Genomic DNA, 16,019 nt, shown 5'->3' with positions numbered 1-16,019 from the left:
ACTACGCCAAGCAGCTCAGGGCTCTGCGGTTCAAAACGCCGTTCGAAGCCATCCGACAGATCAGCGAGACAAAGCCGGAAATCTTCAGCCGATCGCCAAGCCATGACATGCTGGGACCAAACACCTAAGATCACTCGTGCAACGGCGGCGGTCCCCTGTCTCGAGGCCCCGATCAGAGAAGAGATAGGGCCGGTCGGGCGTTGAAACGCCCATCGAGAGAGGCCCCATGACCGCCCTTGCCGAACGCAACGACACCTTCCGGACCAGTCTCGGCCGCGACCCGTCCGTCCCCGGCCGTGTCGTCATGACCCACGGCGTGTCGGCGCAAGGCGACGGCTTCGTCAGACGTGCCGTCGGTCAAACCCTCGCCTTTGCAACGTTCACCGAGGAGAACGATCCCTACGGCCATCGCGACTTCGGACGCTTCGAAATCGAAGGCACCGCTGTCTATTGGAAGAGTGATCTCTACGAAAACGACGAGATGGAATACGGCGCCGAGGACCCGCTCGCCGCCGAAACATTCCGCGTTCTCACCATCCTCCTCGCCACCGAATATTAGGCGGACCAGAGCGATCGCGGTCGCGGAACGGCCCTTCGGGGCCGCTTTTTCCTATTCAGGTATTTCTCATTCAGCGCCGGTATTAGACGATCCGACTGGCCATCGAGGCCGGGCGGAACGCTTTGGCGGTTCCGGTGCCAAACAGTCTTTGTCTGTTCAGTCGGCCAAGGATACGGCGGTGCCTGGAAGGCCTCAAGGATGAGCGGCGCCTCCAATTTTGCCGCCGCGCCGGTTCCCGGCACGTCAACAAAATCGGCTCCTCCACTCACCCGCTCCGCTAGCCGCTTCGCGGTCCTTGACCCCTTCCAGCCACCCCCGTTGCGAGCGTCGTCTTTCACACTCTCAAGGAGATGACGATGCTTATCGAACAGCACATCGAGGAACTGCGCGCGGAACTCAGGAACGCTGTCATTCGCGAAGAGCGCGACGAGATCCTCGCGGATCTCGCGAAGGCGCAGGCCGAGCTGGAGGCGGCCTTCAGCGAGCCCCCTCACTAGTGGGCAGACGCCTCGCAAGCGGCGCCAGGCGCCGCTGACCGGCCCTAAAGGCCGCTCTCTCGTCGCAGCTTCCCCCAACGCGGCAGATGCCGCATCCAGCGTTTACCGAGCGGAAACGCCGCATGAGCGGCCGTCTGCGCCATCGTTCCGCCTCGAGCGATGCTCTCGGGCTCACTCCCAGCCACGGCGGGTTCCTGCACGGCGTCCGGCGCCGTGGGACGGCTCGCTGACGCATCGCCATCCACCACCGCGTCCGTCGCCATCTCACTCACTTCCTCCTGCCGGACTTGCGCCCGCCGCTGGCGACGCCGTTGCGTCGCCTTGGCCGCCTGCAGGGCCTTGTCCTCTTCCGTTCGCTCCTTGCGTGGGCGACCGCGCTTGCGCGCCGGCTCACTCGCTGGCGCAGGCAGAATTTGCGTCGTGTCGTCGAGGACGCGCGCTTTCGGTGCCGCTGTATCGCCCATTGGCTTGAAGAAGCGGTCAGCCTCTACAGGGGTCTTGGGCGCGGATGTCTCCGTGTCAGCGTTCAGCGGCCGCTCTGCCGCCATCGCCTCCGTGAAGCCGGCAACGCCGCCAAACAATCCGCCGCTCAATTTGGTGCCCCGCCGGCGAACCGTGACGACCTCGAACGGACGCTTCTGCTTCTTCATCAAACCCCTTTGCCGGCGCTGGCGCGCGGTAGAACAGAGATAGAGACAAGGAAGCCCCGGCTGGATCAATCCAGCCAAGAGGAGCCCTGTCATGGGTTTTGCCACATCGTCGGAGCACCGCGGTCCTCACGCCGTCATGCACATCTCACAGCACCCATGGGCCTTCGTCCGGTCCACCGAATGCTACCGAAGCGCCCAGATCATTTGCCGCCTGCTCGGCGCCCGCTTTCCGGGCGAGAGTTTCAGCGTCAAAGAGGCTTTGCTACCGACTTCGGCCTTTGCACTCCCTCATACCGCGACAGTGCCCATTCCGTCGAGATCAACACGATCGTCGCCGGAGAGCTGGCGTCCGAGGCGCACACCAACGTCAACCGCGAGCCCAAATGGATCGCGTTTCACTTCAACGATCCGAACGCCTTCGTCTCGTTCCAGTATTGCGCCTATCTCGAACACGACGTCGAGGTGATCGAGAAATGCCGCGCCGACAAAACCCTCGTCGCTCAAGGGCCGGTTTTCTCCGTCTATCCTGGCAAACACGACATCCTCGCCATCGATCCCAAGTTGCTTCCAAAGGGCGCCTAGCGCCTTCTCGGAAGGGCATCGCCATGCGCCGACCCTCATGACGGTGATCCCCGGTCTTGGTTTCACGCGCTGCCCTGACGGTCCTGCTGCCGGGTAAGCTCCCCGCTGCCTGCGGCAGCTTCGTCATTCTCGTTGCATGGGATAGCCATCGTCCGAGCCGCCGGGACCGGCTTCGGCGGACCTTGCGGTTGGAGCCCCGCCACGATCGCGGCAGCCGTTGGCGATCCACCAGTTCAGACGCGCGTTTCATCGCCACGGCCGTATCGAGCGTGTTCCAGACGGCGCCGAAGTTGGTCCAGCGCCAGATCGACGATCCGCGATCTGTGCCGGTCACGCTCCCAACGCAGCATCGGCCTCCACGCGCCTTGATCCCGCAGGCCGTCATCAGCGGGACGCTGGTTCGCGTTCGAGCCCCTTCGTCCCGGTGACATGGGTATCAGCCAAGCCCACCGCGCATGGCCTCGATGGCGTGGCGTCGGTCTGGCCCTCAGTTGATCGGCGGCCGTTCGCTACCCTCCGTACAGCGCGGCTCGTGGCAGGTCCGCAGCCTCGTTGTCGTCCAGACCGGTGTGAGCGGCGATGTCATGGTCATGCCAAAGCTCCGGTCCTCTCCCTGTCTCGGCCTTGCCGCAGAACCGGAAGATGGATCGGCCGTCGTTCGTGCGGATGTCGCTTTCCTGGATCGCCGTGCGGGGTCTTCTCAGCACCCGCGCTCGCCGCCACGGTGATGGCCGCGCTCATACGTCAGCGCCGGGCGGTTAGGCTGGCTGAAGGCCGTGGTGATCGTCTACCCGCTGGTTAGGCCAGTGGCCCGGGTCACCCTTTGATTTGCCGGACAGGACGCGCGAAAGAGCGCGCTCTGGGCCGATCGCAAGTGTGGCTCCCCACCTATTTTCCCCGGCCTGGCGGCCTCCTCGCGCAACAAAATAGGCGGTCGCCCCACTCTCCGCTTCGCTCGCAAGTGCGATCGGCCTCGCAGTCCGCCTGCATCGGGTTGTCCCGGCCACAAGGCCCAACCCAACGGAGAGTTTCATGTCCACGACCTTCAATACCGCCAGCTCGACCGCCCACCTCCTCGACGAAATCGCTCTGTACGGCATCACCTCCTTCGACGGCGAACGCGACTACCGGCCCCTTCCTGACGCCGACCTCGTGGAAATGCAGATCGGCAGCCTGATGAACTCCATGGCCGACATCTTCCTCGGCTCCCGCCTTGAAGGCGAAGCCGAGGAGCTCCTGTGGAGCGTCGTCAACGGCTTCCACCGCCGCATCTCTTACACCCAGAAGCGTCTGGACGACAACGAGGCCGCTCAGAAGACCTCCTTGCGTGAGCAGGACGGCTCGGAGATCAAGAGCGGCGAACTGGAGCAGCTTATCGACGAGGGCCGCTCAATGACCGAAGCTCGCAACGCCTTCGAGGCCATGCGTGACTGGGCAGCCGAACACTTCGCGTCCATCACCGGATCGCAGTGGCTCCCCCGCTCCGGAAGCCGCACGTCCCACGCGGCGATGACAGCCTCCGCCATCGAGAGCAGCCGCTACATGAAGGCCAAGCGCCACCTCGAGAACACCACCGATTGCCCCGAAGGCACGCGGATCGTCTTCTCGGGCGGCACCGACTACCAAGACATCGACGCCATCTGGAACACCCTCGATAAAGCCAAGGCCAAATATCCCGACATGGTGCTTCTGAATGGCGGATCGCGCAAAGGCGCCGAGTTGATCGCAGCCAAGTGGGCCTCCAATCGCAAGGTCCACCAAATCCGCTACACTCCCGACTTCAATCTCGGGCGGAAGGCCGCCTTCGTGCGCAACGACAAGATGCTCGCCGAAGCGCCGCAGGGCGTCATCGTCGCCCCCGGCGGCGGCATTCAGGAACAGATCGCCCGCGAGGCCAAGAACCTTGGGATCACCGTCATGAGGATCGGCGCCTGATGGCGCCCTTCCTTTCTTCAAGGCCTCACGCCCGGCAAACGCCGGGCGTTTCTAAGTCGTAACACTGTTGGAGCGAGATAGCGAGAAAGTAGGAAGCGCAAGTCGCAACGGACCAAGTTTCCAATAGTGAGTCGGACCCCTCCCCTGCCCTTAATTCTATAACAGTATCGCCTTCTAGTGACGTTCGTAAGAAGCTGGCTTACTGCGGCACCTGGCGGTTATTATGACTTACTGTCATTGCGGTTTCGATCAATGGTAGTTCCGATCCGGTCTTTTCAAAAACAGATTTTCATCTTGTCATTTGATTATGGCTGGGTACTCCTACGCTCTATTATGCAACTTCATTGTAAGATTCCGTTCTCCACGGCCTGAGAAGCGGAATTTCGTCGCGCTATTTCGAATGATGGGCTAGCGAACCTGCTCAAACGAAGCTGCATACGTGGAAGCTGTTTATTCGCGGTATGAGAGTTAAGCGAGGATCGGCATATTACAGCGATGTTGGAGACTCAGAATGAGAATGGTCATCCCCGATAGGCTCTGCAGCGCGATTTAAAAAGTGGCAGCTGCCACTTTCTACCTATTAGGTGGCAGCTGCCATATTTTTAACGGTCGTTGTCAGGCGACACGGGCTTAGTTCTAGCGATTAAGGTAATCCTCGATCAATCGCGGAAGTTCATTACGCAAATGATCTGCGAGACCGGTGCTATCGCGATCGCTGACTTTAAATGAGACAGAGACGCCCTCACCGCTTGACGATACCGAGATGCCCCGTCTTTGGTAGAGGATGCTGCGCTCAATTTGCGGCTTTGCAGATAAGGTCTTTACGAAGAAGCCAAACCGTTCGTCGCTCGATTTCTCGTTCCAGGCTTGAAAACGGATCACCGAATTCAGCGCGTCGAGCGCCACCTTTCGGCCGTTTGCGTCTACGCTCTTGGCGAGCGCTTCCCAGCGCGGACGCCCGATTTTTGGGGCTGGCCCGATGGCCTCGATGATTTCGCGTGGGATTGCTGCAGCGAGCGTTGTCAGCTTAGAGACGTTCGTCGGTGGAACCGAGAGTGCCGCCGCAATCGTCTCACGTCTTGTGTTGCGCGCTTTAAGAGACTGAGCGAACAAAGCTTGTTCGATGAAAGTGAGATTTTTGCGCTCGGCGTTCTCCTTGCCAAGCGCGACTACCATCTGTTCGTCGTCAAGCATGGCGACGACCGCCTTCACCTTCTGGCTGAGTTCGGCGCATGCCTTCCAGCGCCGGTGACCGTAGGCGATCTGATATTGTTCTGGCGCTCCAGCGTGTGGACGTACCAGGATCGGCACTTGCTGGCCGTTACTGCGGATACTCTCAACGAGATCAAGGAAGCCCGCGTCAATATCGACCGGCAGCATCCGGTCCTTGACGAAAGAGGCCTCGATCGAGGCTGGATCCAGTTCCACCACCTGCGCACTCTCGGCGATATGCCGGCGCAGCGCCTCGTTCTCCTCCTCGATGCGCGAAAACGACGCTTCCAGCGAGCGCACGGAACCGGCGGATGGGTTACGAGCCGCGGGCTTTGCTGCATCCTCTACCACGGGAGAGGGAGCCTCTGAAAACATCGCCTTCATACGCTGCGCGCGTTCGCTGGCCTTACTCATGGACGCCCCCATGCCTGTCTGATCAGTCCGAAGATTTCGGCGTTTGCCGCATCCACCGCATCGAGCGCGCGGCGCAGCGTATCCCTGTTCATGGTGCCCCGTTCGATCTCGTAGAGGGATTTTTTTTCGAGACCCGCATTGGCGATCGCCGTCGTCTCAAGCACCGGCGTCACGCAGACATGATCAGTGAAGAGAGTGCGCAGAAGTGTCGCTACGTTCACTTGGGGCAGGTCGTGCGGATTATGCCGCGTCAGGAGATAGCGGAAGAAGTCTTGGCGCATGGTGCCGCCTGCCCGCTCAATGACGCCGAGAAGGTCGGAGGTCATGGCGAGGAACTGGTTCATCGAGGCGACGTCCAGCATCGCCGGATGAATCGTGACCACGATGGAGGTGGAAGCGAACAGAGCGGAGAGCGTCAGATAGCCAAGCTGCGGCGGGGCGTCGATAAGCACCACGTCGTAGTCCTCGTCGACCGAGCGCAGCGCGGCCTTGAGGCGGCGGAAGAACATCTGGTCGCCGCGCGACTTGCCCTCGACAATGGCGCGGGGCGTGTCGTGCTCGAACTCCATCAGTTCGAGATTGCCAGGCACGAGATGGAGACCCGGAAAATAAGTTGGGGTGATAACCTCACGGATATTGACAGTGTTATCATACCGAATCGCCGGATAAAGCGTCTTGTCCGCTGAGACGTCGAATTCGGGCTGAATTCCGAACATGGATGTGAGGGATGCCTGCGGATCGAGATCCACCACGAGAACGCGCAGGCCCTGAAAGGCGAGATAGTGGGCGAGGTGTATCGAAGTCGTCGTCTTGGCTGAGCCACCTTTGAAATTGGCGACTGCGAGAACCTGCATGTGGTCTCCCGCCCGACGATGCGGCAGAAATCTCAATGCTTGACCAGGGCGTTTGTCCGCAAGGTATCGGCGCAAGTTATTGATTTGATCCAACGAATAAAGCTTGCGTCCGTTGTCTAGTTGGGTTGGCGTCACGGCTTCGCCGTCGATTGCCATCTGCCGGACAGTCGACTCCCCGATACCGAGAAGGTCGGCAACCTCGCGGCTCGAGAAGTTTCGCAATGACTTGCGCGCTTCCGGCGGATAAAGGCTCTGGCGCATTGCATGGAGCTGACGGGAGAGCGTATCTGAATGGCGTGCGATGACTGCTGCGGCATCCTCGACACCCACCGCATTTTCTGCGTCGGCGGTCACTGAGTCTCCTGACGGAAAAACTTTGCTTTGTGCCTCTATAGCGTCAGGCTCGTGTAACCGCTAGGCTTTAAAAAGAATCAACCCGAGTCGCATTCAGCTTCGCACAGGATAGTGCAAGACCGAGTGGCCCGGGAGGGGTAGTCGAAACCGACCCTGACATCCCTCGCAAGGGATGTTGATAAAATTCGCGGTTCGATACGGCGCCGACAGTTTTCAACTGGTGCCGAATCTGAAACTTGTTTCCGCCAGTGCGTGGCGGTCGCAAGTGGCTGCGGTTCTGCAGCCAAACGATTGGCAGACAAGCCCCTTTGTGAGGGCATCATACGAGGAGAAGCGAACGGCAAAAGAAAAGGCCCCGAAGCGGGAGCCGCCTGGGACCTGTTCTGAACATCGTGGTTGAGTTCTGAATAACCTCCTTCGCTGACATCGTCAACTGAAAACGCGGTTTCCCGCCACGGACTTGCTTTGCCTCGCGCAAGGAAGACCCGATGACGGACGAACAATGGCGCGCGCCTGTGGCTGCGCGAACAGGAGCGCTTGATCTGTTCGGATCGGGCGAGGGCGGATCCGTGCCCGCTCCCTCTTTCGAAGCGAGAGCGGCGATCTGGCGCGACCAGCAGGCCGGACTGATCTCGTTTGCCGAGGCACAGCGCCGATCTGCGGCCGTCGGCGCCGCGCCGACCCAATCATTGAATGACGGCAAGAGCGGGAAGGGCGTCGCGCGCCCGCCTGTCGCACGGCCGCGCCACCAGCGGCCGGTCCCGAACGACAGCCGTCAGTATGCCCAGCCGATGGCGACGACAGCAGCCCGCGACGATCGCCTGACGCCGAACGCCAAGGCGTTCCTTCAGGTTTTACGCGCGCGCTGCGGCAAGGGCAGGGAAACCACGATCACAAAGGGCACGGCTGGGAACATCATGGCCCGGTCGACGCGCACGATCCGGCGCTACCTGATCGATCTCGTCCGCTTCGGCTATATCGAACTCTCGATCTACCGCAGTCCTCGCGGTCTTCATCTCGGGCTTATGGTGAAACTCACCGAGAAGGTCATGCCGTTCTTCGAGGAGGCGAAGGGGCTTGCCCGGTGGCTCGCCGAAACGCCGGCAGCTCTGTTCGAGCCGTTCAAGGGCGTCCAGGCTTCCGGGAAACAAGGGGTGACACTTCTGTCATCCAGAAACCAAGTCTCAAAAAATCATTCTCTTCAGGTTTTAAATGGCCAAGGAGATGTAAGAAGGGCAAGGTTCAGACCGCCAGACTGACGGCCAATCGTGGCTCCGTCAGATCATAAAAAAAGCTGTCAGCAGGCATTTTGACGATGCCGCGTGGTTTCCGACGTCGATGTTCGGAATGGCGCTCAGTCGTCCGCCTTTCGCCGCCTGTTCGTATGCCGTTGGCCTGCCCCTACCGGGTGGTCCAGGGTGAATCTTAGTGCATTGTCGGCCTCTGCGCCACGGCTGGCGTGGTCGGCGACGTCGGTCCGTTGAGCGGCGCCGGCCATTGAACGGTTTTTGGCGCAGGCGGCCGGTAGCCGAGCGATGAGTGCGGACGCGCCGTGTTGTAGTGGCGTCGCCAGTTTTCGATCACGACCTTGGCTTCTGCGATCGAGTAGAAGATCTCTCCGTTCAGAAGCTCGTCCCGGAGCTTGGAATTGAAGCTCTCGTAATAGCCGTTCTCCCACGGACTGCCGGGCTCGATGAACGCCGGTTTCGCACCGACCGCGACGATCCATTCCCTAACGGCTCTCGCGATGAACTCGGGACCATTGTCCGACCGAACATGTCCGGGTGGGCCGCGCAGGATGAACAGGTCCGTCAAAACATCGATGACGTTGATCGAGTTCAGCTTTCGATCGATCCGGATTGCCAGGCTTTCGCGGGTGAACTCGTTGATAACATTCAGCATACGGAATTTCCTTCCATCATGTGTCCGGCTTTCAACGAAGTCGTAGGACCAGACGTGGTTGGGATACTCGGGCCGCAGGCGGACGCATGATCCGTCGTTCAGCCAGAGCCGACCTCTCTTCGGTTGCTTCTGTGGGACCTTGAGCCCTTCGCGCCGCCAGATCCGTTCGACACGCTTGACGTTCATCGTCCAGCCTTCGCTCTTTAGCAAGGCCGCGATCCGGCGGTAGCCGTACCGGCCGTACTCGCTGGCAAGCCGGATGATGTCAGCAGTCAGCGCCTCCTCATCAGCCCTTCCAGTCGGCCGTTTACGCTGAGTCGAACGATGCTGGCCGAGAACCCGGCATGCCATACGTTCCGACACGCTGAGTTTGCAGACGACATGCTCGACGCACTGGCGACGGCGGGAAGGGCGCAGAAGTTTCCCGAGGCGGCCTCACTCAGGATCAGCTTCTCCAGCGTCAGATCCGAGACTGCTTTGCGAAGCCGCTCGTTCTCCTTCTCCAGATCCTTCAGGCGCTTCACCTGGCTTCCCTCAGACCGCCATACTCCTTGCGCCAGCGATAGTAGGTGAACTGGGTGACGCCGATCGCGCGGACCGCCTCCGCCACGCTTCGGCCCTGTGAAACCAGGACATCGACCTGCCGCAGCTTCGCAACGATCTCTTCAGGCTTGTGCTTCTTGTTCGGCATGCTCTCGTCCTCCGATGGTCTCAAAACCATACTTCATGAAGGACCACTTTCGTGGGGGCAGGCCACTGTCGCGGCGCTTGAGATCGTCCATCCATCGCGTTCCGACGGCATCGGCATCGTGACGATTAGCGTCGGAGTGGCGCGATGCGCAAGCGGCGGATTCTACTCGCACGATAAGCTGATGGCCGCTGCGGACCGCAGCCTCTACGCGGCCAAGAAACGTGGCCGCAATTGCTTCTTCATGGCGGAGGACGTCAGCGAAGCGACGGTTAACGGTTAGACGACTGCTGCGACCATTCCCGGCTCGCCTCAGCGAGGCCGCACTGAACCAAGCCTAAAGACGACCGCTTATGGGTATTAGTTTGCAACCCGTCCGAACGACTGCGAAGGAACGATAGGGCAGTTAAAGTCCTGATATGCCCAACAAAAGTGATCCTTTATGAAGTGTCGTTTTGGGACCATCTGAAGCGCCACCAGCGCTTGCCGCACAGGTCGGTTCAGTTTCACCGCGAGTATCACCGAGCGGGCGAAGCGCTTGTCGAAGGGGCTGTTCAGAGTGGGAAGAAGAACGGGATCGCAATGAGAGACGCTATGCCGACGATCAGGTTCATCGGGACGCCGATCTTCAGGAAGTCGACGAACGTGTAGTTTCCCGCGCCGTAGACGAGCGTGTTGGTCTGATATCCGATCGGTGTCGCGAAGCTCGCACTCGCGGAGAACATGACCGCGACGACGAAAGGCCGGGGGTCGACGCCGAGTTGCGTGGCGAGCGCGATCACGATCGGCGTGAAGATCACAGCGACCGCATTGTTCGTCACGACTTCCGTCAGGAGAGATCCGAGGAAGTAGACCGCCACCAGCATCATGATCGGATGGAGGCCATCGAGCCATGGAACAAGCCCGTTCACGATCAGCTCGACCGCGCCGGTCTTTTCGAGGCCCGCCCCGACGATGAGCATGGCGAAGATCAAGATCAGGATGGAACCGTCGATCGACTGCCAAGCCTCGTCATTGTCGATGCATCTGAGGATCAGGATCGCCGCGACGCCGATCAGGGCGAGGATGCCGATTGGCATGACGTCGAAGGCCGAGAGTGTGACGATCCCGATCAGGGCGAGGACCGCGATCGGTGCCTGACGGGGGCGATAGGCCCGCCCGCCCGGATTGGTAACGGAGACGACGTCCCCCGAACGCGCCAGTTCCTCGAACCCTTCCGTGGTCCCTTCCAGGAGCAGTTTGTCGGCCGGGCGCAACATGACGCTCGACAGATCCGCACCCGCGATATGGCGGGACCGGAAGGCGCCGAGGACGCGCATCCCCGCCCGCCGCCCGAGGGCGAGATCGGTGATCCGGACGCCCGAGCTTCGCCGCGAAGGCGTTACGATCGCTTCTGCGACCCTGATCTCCGCTTCCGGGTCGAGTTCGACGGTGCGCCGAAGGCCAACTCTCAGGCTCGGATCGTGCGCGAACGTCAAGAGTTCGGACGTTCTGGCGAGAACGATCAGGGCGTCACTCTTCTGGAGGACGATGCTTCCGAGGTTCGCCCGTTCGATCGCATTGCCACGCCTGATGCCCGTGACCCTGATGCCGCTTCGCTGCAGATCAGTGATGTCCGCCAGCTTCGAGCCGATGTAGCGGCAGTCGGCACGGATCGTCAGTTCGGAGAGGAAGTGGGTTTCGGCCCCCGCATCGATCCCTTTCTTGTGGCCGCGCGAGGGCAACAGGAGCGGCCCGAGGACGATCATCGCCGCCCCGCCGACGAGCGCCACGACGATCCCGACCGGCGCGATCTCGAAAATCGAAAACGGGGTGAGGCCGTTGCCGCGCGCGACACCGTCCACGAGGATGTTGGTCGACGTTCCGATGAGCGTGCAGGTGCCGCCAAGGATCGCCGAATAGGATAGCGGGATCAGGAGACGCGTCGGCGCGAGCTCGAGACTGATGGCGAGCCGGATCACAACCGGGATCAGAACGAGGACGACCGGCGTGTTGTTCATGAAGGCCGACGCGCCGATGGTTGCGAAGATGAACACGCCGACGGCGAGGACCGGATGGCTCTTCGCCCGGTCGATGACAAGGTCGGCCAGCGCATCGAGGACGCCGGTGCGCACCAGGGCGCCCGAGATGACGAACATCGCGGCGATCGTGATCGTGGCGGAATTGGAGAAGACGTCCATGACGTCATTCTGCGGCACCAGCCCGAAAACGATGAAAAGCGCTGCCGCGCCCGCAGTCGTCACCTCCGGCGGATATTTCTCGAACACGAAAGCGACGAACAGAAGACCCAGGATGACGAGGGCGAAAATGGGTTCGCTGACACCCAGAAAATCGCTCAATCGCCGTTCCTTCGAACTCGCGCCCCGGCAGGGCACGGTGAAACCTCGCCTATAAGCATTTTTCTTTCCCAGCTGTTCCAGTGAGGCTCGCGAGAACGATCAGGCCGCCTCGGCACGTTCTCCCGTATTCACGCCAAACATCTCGTAGGAGTATCGCTCTTCCGGTTCTTCGAACCAGGCCTCCTCGGTCTCTCCCGTGTTCCACTGGTAGAGAAAACCGACATGGCTGCCGGTCTCGATCGAAACGATCCGGCCGATCGCCCTGCCGATCATCTTCGTTCCGCTGTTCCAGATATCTCCCAGGTCGTCAGCCATGGGCGTCCTCGTCATCTTCAATCGTGGTGATTCTTGCCGACGCGCGCGGGCGAACTGCTTCAGACCGGTGCGTAGTTCTTTAGATCATCGACCACCCGGTCGATCTCCTTCCAGAACAGTGGCTCGAACTGACCTCGCAGCATGGCATCGTCGGAGCGGACCCGAAGTCGATCAGCCTTATCGTGCAAACCTTCGAGAAGATCGACGGAGACCCGCTTTGATGTCCGAAAGGCATAGGCGAGAGGAAGACGCTCGACTTCCTGCATGGCCGCGAACTCCGCCGCAGGTTCAAACGAGGCCGATGCTCTCTTCCCGGCGAGCTTCAGGATGTCCTTCATCGCGAACCCTCGCTGATCGAGATCTTCGAGTGAGGCGAGCTGATCAACGCGTGGGACCGCGCGCAGCCATACCAAACGCGTCCCGTTGACGTCGTTGCGCCCCGCCTCGCTGCGGTCGCCATCCATCTTTCGACACGGCGTAAATGTCGCCGGCTGTCCTCTGACGGAAGAGGGTGGTTCGTTTGGCGCGCTCACCTTTGGATTCGAACATTGTTCGTCCGACAGTTTCTGCTTCGACGGCTGGGGTGGTATCGAACGTTCGCGTAGTTGATCAACTCTTTCTGCGTGTTTTTTTGAACTGGCGTTTTCGTCCGGCTTCGGCATGTGGGTCGGGACGGGCTCGTAACCACCGCCGAAACTGACACCCTCAGGTTTCAAGGCGCCGAGCCGTGATCGCTTCCGGCGACCCGATTGCTGGTTCTCATCCGGTCCGGCCTCCGTTGGCCGCTTCTCAAAACTCTTGCGTTCAGTCGTCATTTGGCGGCCTCCAGCTGTTCGAGGATCGTCCGCGCTTCCTGGAGCGCATCGCGGTAGAGGCGCGCATGCGGTCGCATCAGCGGGTTGTGACTGGTTTCCCGTCTCTCGGCGAGCTCGTGCAGCAGTCCCTCGCGATCGACATCCCAGTGTTGGGACCGTTCCAGGAACATCTCATCGAGGATTGGAAAGCGCTCATAGGCTTGTCGCGCGGCGAGAACTTGCGATTTCCTCGGTCGCGACGGCATGCGGGTGAGGACGACGGAGAAGGACGGCAAACCGTCTGGATCCTCCGTCCGCTTTCGAGCCTCGCAATAATAGTTGAAGGTGTCGGCTGTGATGTCGAGATCGGTCTCGGTCGGGACCATCGGGCAGACGATATGATCGCTCTGCTCAACGACATAATCAGCCCAAGGACCGGCCTCGCCTTTCGTGTCTATGAAGACGGTATCGGCCATACGCTCGTCATGGGCTGCATCGAGTATGCCGTCGAGCTCTTCGACGGCCGAGATCGGCAGAACGGTCAGATTGTCCCGCTTAATTTCGAGCCGGTTCGCCCAGCGCACGAGCGACAATTGCGGATCGGCGTCTAGAACGAGGCATTTGCTTTCGTTCGACAGGGCGGCGCTTGTCAGGGCGCGGATCAGGCTCGTCTTTCCGCAACCGCCTTTTCTCGCCAGAGCAGTTATCACCTTCATAGTGATCTCCTTCGAGCATTTTGCGTTCAGGTTGGACGAACGCAGTCGCTGGTTGCGATGCGCTCGTCTGTGGGGTGCCAGTCCATAAGGGTGGAATGCAACGGGCTCGGCCTAATCGAGCGTCCGTATATCGCCATTCGGCAACAGGCAGATGGCAGTCGGGATGGAGCACTCGTCCGAAAAGATACGCCATCCGTTACCTATCAAGTGCCTTGCGGCAGGCGACATTGATCTTTCGGCATTCCGCAGCCGCCAATTTCCATCTTCCCCTTCTGGTTCGTCAGTCGGCGCCCTGTATTCTCCGGCTCTCACCTTGCACTCTGAACACGTCTTTCGGCATTCGGCACTCGTCATCGAGTATGCTCAGTTCGTCACCCTGCAGACGACGATTGCCTTTCACCATTTGGTTTTTGGCAGTGACCACGCGCCCTACTGCATGTGGCTCTTTCCACTCATCACCTGGCTTCTGCCATTCGCCTTTCACGCTTTGGCATTCGCCTTCCTGCACTGGCCAGTTTCCACGTTTGCGGGAGCGCGGTCACTGCTGCCGTCGGATCGGCCTATTAGAGCTGTGACGGGTTGCTCCGGCTTCAGTCATTCGTATGGTTGCGGGGAGTTGATGAGATGATCGCAAGAAATAGGGGTGTTTACTTCACACGTGGCCGGTCATACGAAACTCACCCGCAACCAGCGCTCGGCGATCGCCAAGGCGTTCAGGCAAGGGACCAGCGCGCAGGCGCTAGCTGAGCGCTACCGCGTGACCAAGCGGACGATCTATTACGCCGCGAAGGGCGAGGAGGACGCGAAGATCGCGTCCGGCGCGCGCACCGAGATCGTCAACGTCCGCATGACGAGACGAGAGGTCGAAGCTTTTGACCGGGTGCTCGAGCGCCACCGGATCGAACGGCGAGCGGAGGGACTGCGCTCGCTGATCCATGCGGCGAACGGTCTCTTCGTCACGGACCAGGACCTGAAGGACCATCTTGACGACATGCGGGTCGCGCTGAACCGGGTCGGCAACAATGTCAGCCAGATCGCCAAACGGATGCATGAGGCGAACCTGCGCGCCCAGCAGCCGGCCTTCGCGGATGGCGATCTTGTCGAAATTCGAGAACTGGCCGGCATGGTCACGGACTATAGCGACCAGCTTGCTCGCATGATCGAGCGACGGCAATCGAACGTCGAGGTGCGATTAGATGCAGCGCTGACGGCATCGCGCGACGGCGATGGTGTCGCGCCCTACTGGGGTAGCGACGGCGAGAAGGTCGACGAAGGGGTCTCGCGATGAGCGGGGCGATTTCTGCAAGAACCAAGGGGCGTTCGGCTTCGTCAGGCTCGCCTTCGTCGGCCTCTGCCGTCGCGGCGGTCACCGGCACGCTGTTTGAAGAGGGATGGGGCCGGACGCACGGGGCGGGCTACCATGCCAGACGCCAGCAGCAGATGACGCGGGCGGCAAGCGGCCACTTTCCGGCGATCTTCAAGCCGGTGAGGAACGGCGGCTGCCGCACGCGGTCCGCGCTCGTCGCACAGCTAACATACCTCACGACCAAGTCGACGCATATCATCGACAGTCGCAGCGTCTACGACGGTAAGTCCGAGCTGGACGCCGATCAGATCACGAAAGTTGCGGATCGGTTCTCTGGCGCATGGAACGAGGGGTTCAGCCCGAAGCTTGGCCATACGACCCACATGATCATGGCGTTTCCGATCGGCACGAAGGGCGAGGACGTCCGAACCATCGCGAGCCAGTTGGGCGAGCGCTTCTTCGGTCAGGAAGGACGGCGGTTCGACTACCTCATCGCGGTCCACGAGGACCGGGCCCATCCGCACGCGCACATCATCCTGAACCGGCGCTCGCCGGACGGCGAGTTCTTCTATCTGCAGCGTGATCATCACTTCAACTACGACGCCTTCCGCGAAGGGATGGTTGAGGAGGCTGAGAAAGTTGGCGTACGCTTGGAGGCGACCCGCCGCATCGATCGTGGCGTTCACAGCTACAAGCCAACGGTCCGCGAGGTCTACCAGGCGAAGGAAGAGGGCAGGGCGCCTGTCGAGCGTCAGCGAACCGGAGGCGATGCTGAGCGAGCCCGGGAAGAAATAGGTCTCGTCGCACGGCTCTACCGCTCGCTCTCGAACGAAGCGACCCATGAGAACCGAACCCATGTCGGGGAAGCGCTTGGCCGAGCGGCCGAGCTTCTGTCACGCGGG

General features: G+C 60.9%; 14 protein-coding genes and 2 pseudogenes. 7 read left to right on the top strand and 9 right to left on the bottom strand.

Going from position 1 to position 16,019, the window contains the following annotated elements; translation table 11 throughout:
• Positions 1–226 precede the first annotated feature (226 nt).
• Entirely contained in the window at positions 227–559 is a 333-nt protein-coding gene (locus DYI37_RS18985; protein ID WP_116684851.1) for a DUF3768 domain-containing protein, read from the top strand.
• Between the two features lie 356 nt (positions 560–915).
• Positions 916–1,056 carry a hypothetical protein gene (locus DYI37_RS20195; RefSeq protein WP_199520214.1) on the top strand — a complete coding sequence of 47 codons (141 nt, stop codon included), beginning with the start codon at positions 916–918 and terminating at the stop codon, positions 1,054–1,056.
• Between the two features lie 44 nt (positions 1,057–1,100).
• On the opposite strand, the gene DYI37_RS18980 is transcribed toward DYI37_RS20195, so the two are convergent.
• Together DYI37_RS18980 and DYI37_RS19835 are read right to left on the bottom strand one after the other, a co-directional pair.
• Positions 1,101–1,706 (bottom strand): hypothetical protein, encoded by a 606-nt coding sequence (locus DYI37_RS18980; RefSeq protein ID WP_147307955.1) that lies wholly within the window; start codon positions 1,704–1,706, stop codon positions 1,101–1,103.
• Between the two features lie 288 nt (positions 1,707–1,994).
• Positions 1,995–2,327, bottom strand: coding sequence for a hypothetical protein (locus tag DYI37_RS19835; protein ID WP_147307954.1), 333 nt, complete (start codon positions 2,325–2,327; stop codon positions 1,995–1,997).
• Between the two features lie 993 nt (positions 2,328–3,320).
• Between DYI37_RS19835 and DYI37_RS18965 the strand changes: the two genes are divergently transcribed.
• Positions 3,321–4,223, top strand: a complete 903-nt coding sequence (locus DYI37_RS18965; protein ID WP_116684847.1) for a DUF2493 domain-containing protein — start codon at positions 3,321–3,323, stop codon at positions 4,221–4,223.
• Between the two features lie 636 nt (positions 4,224–4,859).
• On the opposite strand, the gene repB is transcribed toward DYI37_RS18965, so the two are convergent.
• Positions 4,860–5,849, bottom strand: coding sequence for a plasmid partitioning protein RepB (gene repB / locus DYI37_RS18960; protein ID WP_158555225.1), 990 nt, complete (start codon positions 5,847–5,849; stop codon positions 4,860–4,862).
• Positions 5,846–7,057: a plasmid partitioning protein RepA gene (repA, locus tag DYI37_RS18955; RefSeq protein ID WP_116684845.1), complete on the bottom strand. Its 1,212-nt coding sequence runs from the start codon at positions 7,055–7,057 to the stop codon at positions 5,846–5,848. Before repA ends, repB begins: the two co-directional genes overlap by 4 nt.
• A 488-nt stretch (positions 7,058–7,545) precedes the next feature.
• Here repA and DYI37_RS18950 point away from each other — a divergent pair, with 488 nt between their 5' ends.
• Complete coding sequence (locus DYI37_RS18950) at positions 7,546–8,316, top strand: helix-turn-helix domain-containing protein (protein ID WP_199520213.1); 771 nt, start codon at positions 7,546–7,548, stop codon at positions 8,314–8,316.
• Between the two features lie 166 nt (positions 8,317–8,482).
• On the opposite strand, the pseudogene DYI37_RS18945 reads toward DYI37_RS18950, so the two are convergent.
• Positions 8,483–9,650 (bottom strand): annotated as a pseudogene (locus DYI37_RS18945) (IS3 family transposase).
• Between DYI37_RS18945 and DYI37_RS18940 the strand changes: the two are divergent.
• On the top strand, positions 9,649–9,930 hold the full coding sequence (locus DYI37_RS18940) for a diguanylate cyclase domain-containing protein (RefSeq protein ID WP_116684844.1): 282 nt from the start codon (positions 9,649–9,651) through the stop codon (positions 9,928–9,930). The pseudogene DYI37_RS18945 and the gene DYI37_RS18940 sit on opposite strands and share 2 nt — an antisense overlap.
• A gap of 271 nt (positions 9,931–10,201) precedes the next feature.
• On the opposite strand, the gene DYI37_RS18935 is transcribed toward DYI37_RS18940, so the two are convergent.
• The 4 genes from DYI37_RS18935 to DYI37_RS18920 form a co-directional block, all read right to left on the bottom strand.
• Positions 10,202–11,986 carry an SLC13 family permease gene (locus tag DYI37_RS18935; protein WP_116684843.1) on the bottom strand — a complete coding sequence of 595 codons (1,785 nt, stop codon included), beginning with the start codon at positions 11,984–11,986 and terminating at the stop codon, positions 10,202–10,204.
• Positions 11,987–12,085: 99 nt separating this feature from the next.
• Positions 12,086–12,301, bottom strand: a complete 216-nt coding sequence (locus tag DYI37_RS18930) for a hypothetical protein (protein WP_116684842.1) — start codon at positions 12,299–12,301, stop codon at positions 12,086–12,088.
• A 59-nt stretch (positions 12,302–12,360) separates the two neighbouring features.
• The gene (locus tag DYI37_RS19830) at positions 12,361–13,116 is read right to left on the bottom strand and encodes a hypothetical protein (protein ID WP_147307952.1); all 756 of its coding nucleotides are present in this window, start codon (positions 13,114–13,116) and stop codon (positions 12,361–12,363) included.
• Complete coding sequence (locus tag DYI37_RS18920; protein ID WP_116684840.1) at positions 13,113–13,811, bottom strand: nucleotide-binding protein; 699 nt, start codon at positions 13,809–13,811, stop codon at positions 13,113–13,115. Before DYI37_RS18920 ends, DYI37_RS19830 begins: the two co-directional genes overlap by 4 nt.
• Before the next feature lie 643 nt (positions 13,812–14,454).
• Between DYI37_RS18920 and DYI37_RS18915 the strand changes: the two genes are divergently transcribed.
• Both DYI37_RS18915 and DYI37_RS20610 read left to right on the top strand, forming a co-directional pair.
• Positions 14,455–15,099 (top strand): hypothetical protein, encoded by a 645-nt coding sequence (locus DYI37_RS18915; RefSeq protein WP_147307951.1) that lies wholly within the window; start codon positions 14,455–14,457, stop codon positions 15,097–15,099.
• A pseudogene (locus tag DYI37_RS20610) lies at positions 15,096–15,647 on the top strand (relaxase/mobilization nuclease domain-containing protein); the annotation flags it as partial. The gene DYI37_RS18915 and the pseudogene DYI37_RS20610, both read left to right, overlap by 4 nt.
• Positions 15,648–16,019: the final 372 nt, after the last annotated feature.

It is taken from the genome of Fulvimarina endophytica, from assembly GCF_003403015.1.
Taxonomy (GTDB): domain Bacteria; phylum Pseudomonadota; class Alphaproteobacteria; order Rhizobiales; family Rhizobiaceae; genus Fulvimarina; species Fulvimarina endophytica.
The sequence above is the reverse complement of the archived record's forward strand: the minus strand, read 5'-3'. Positions and strand labels throughout refer to the sequence as shown.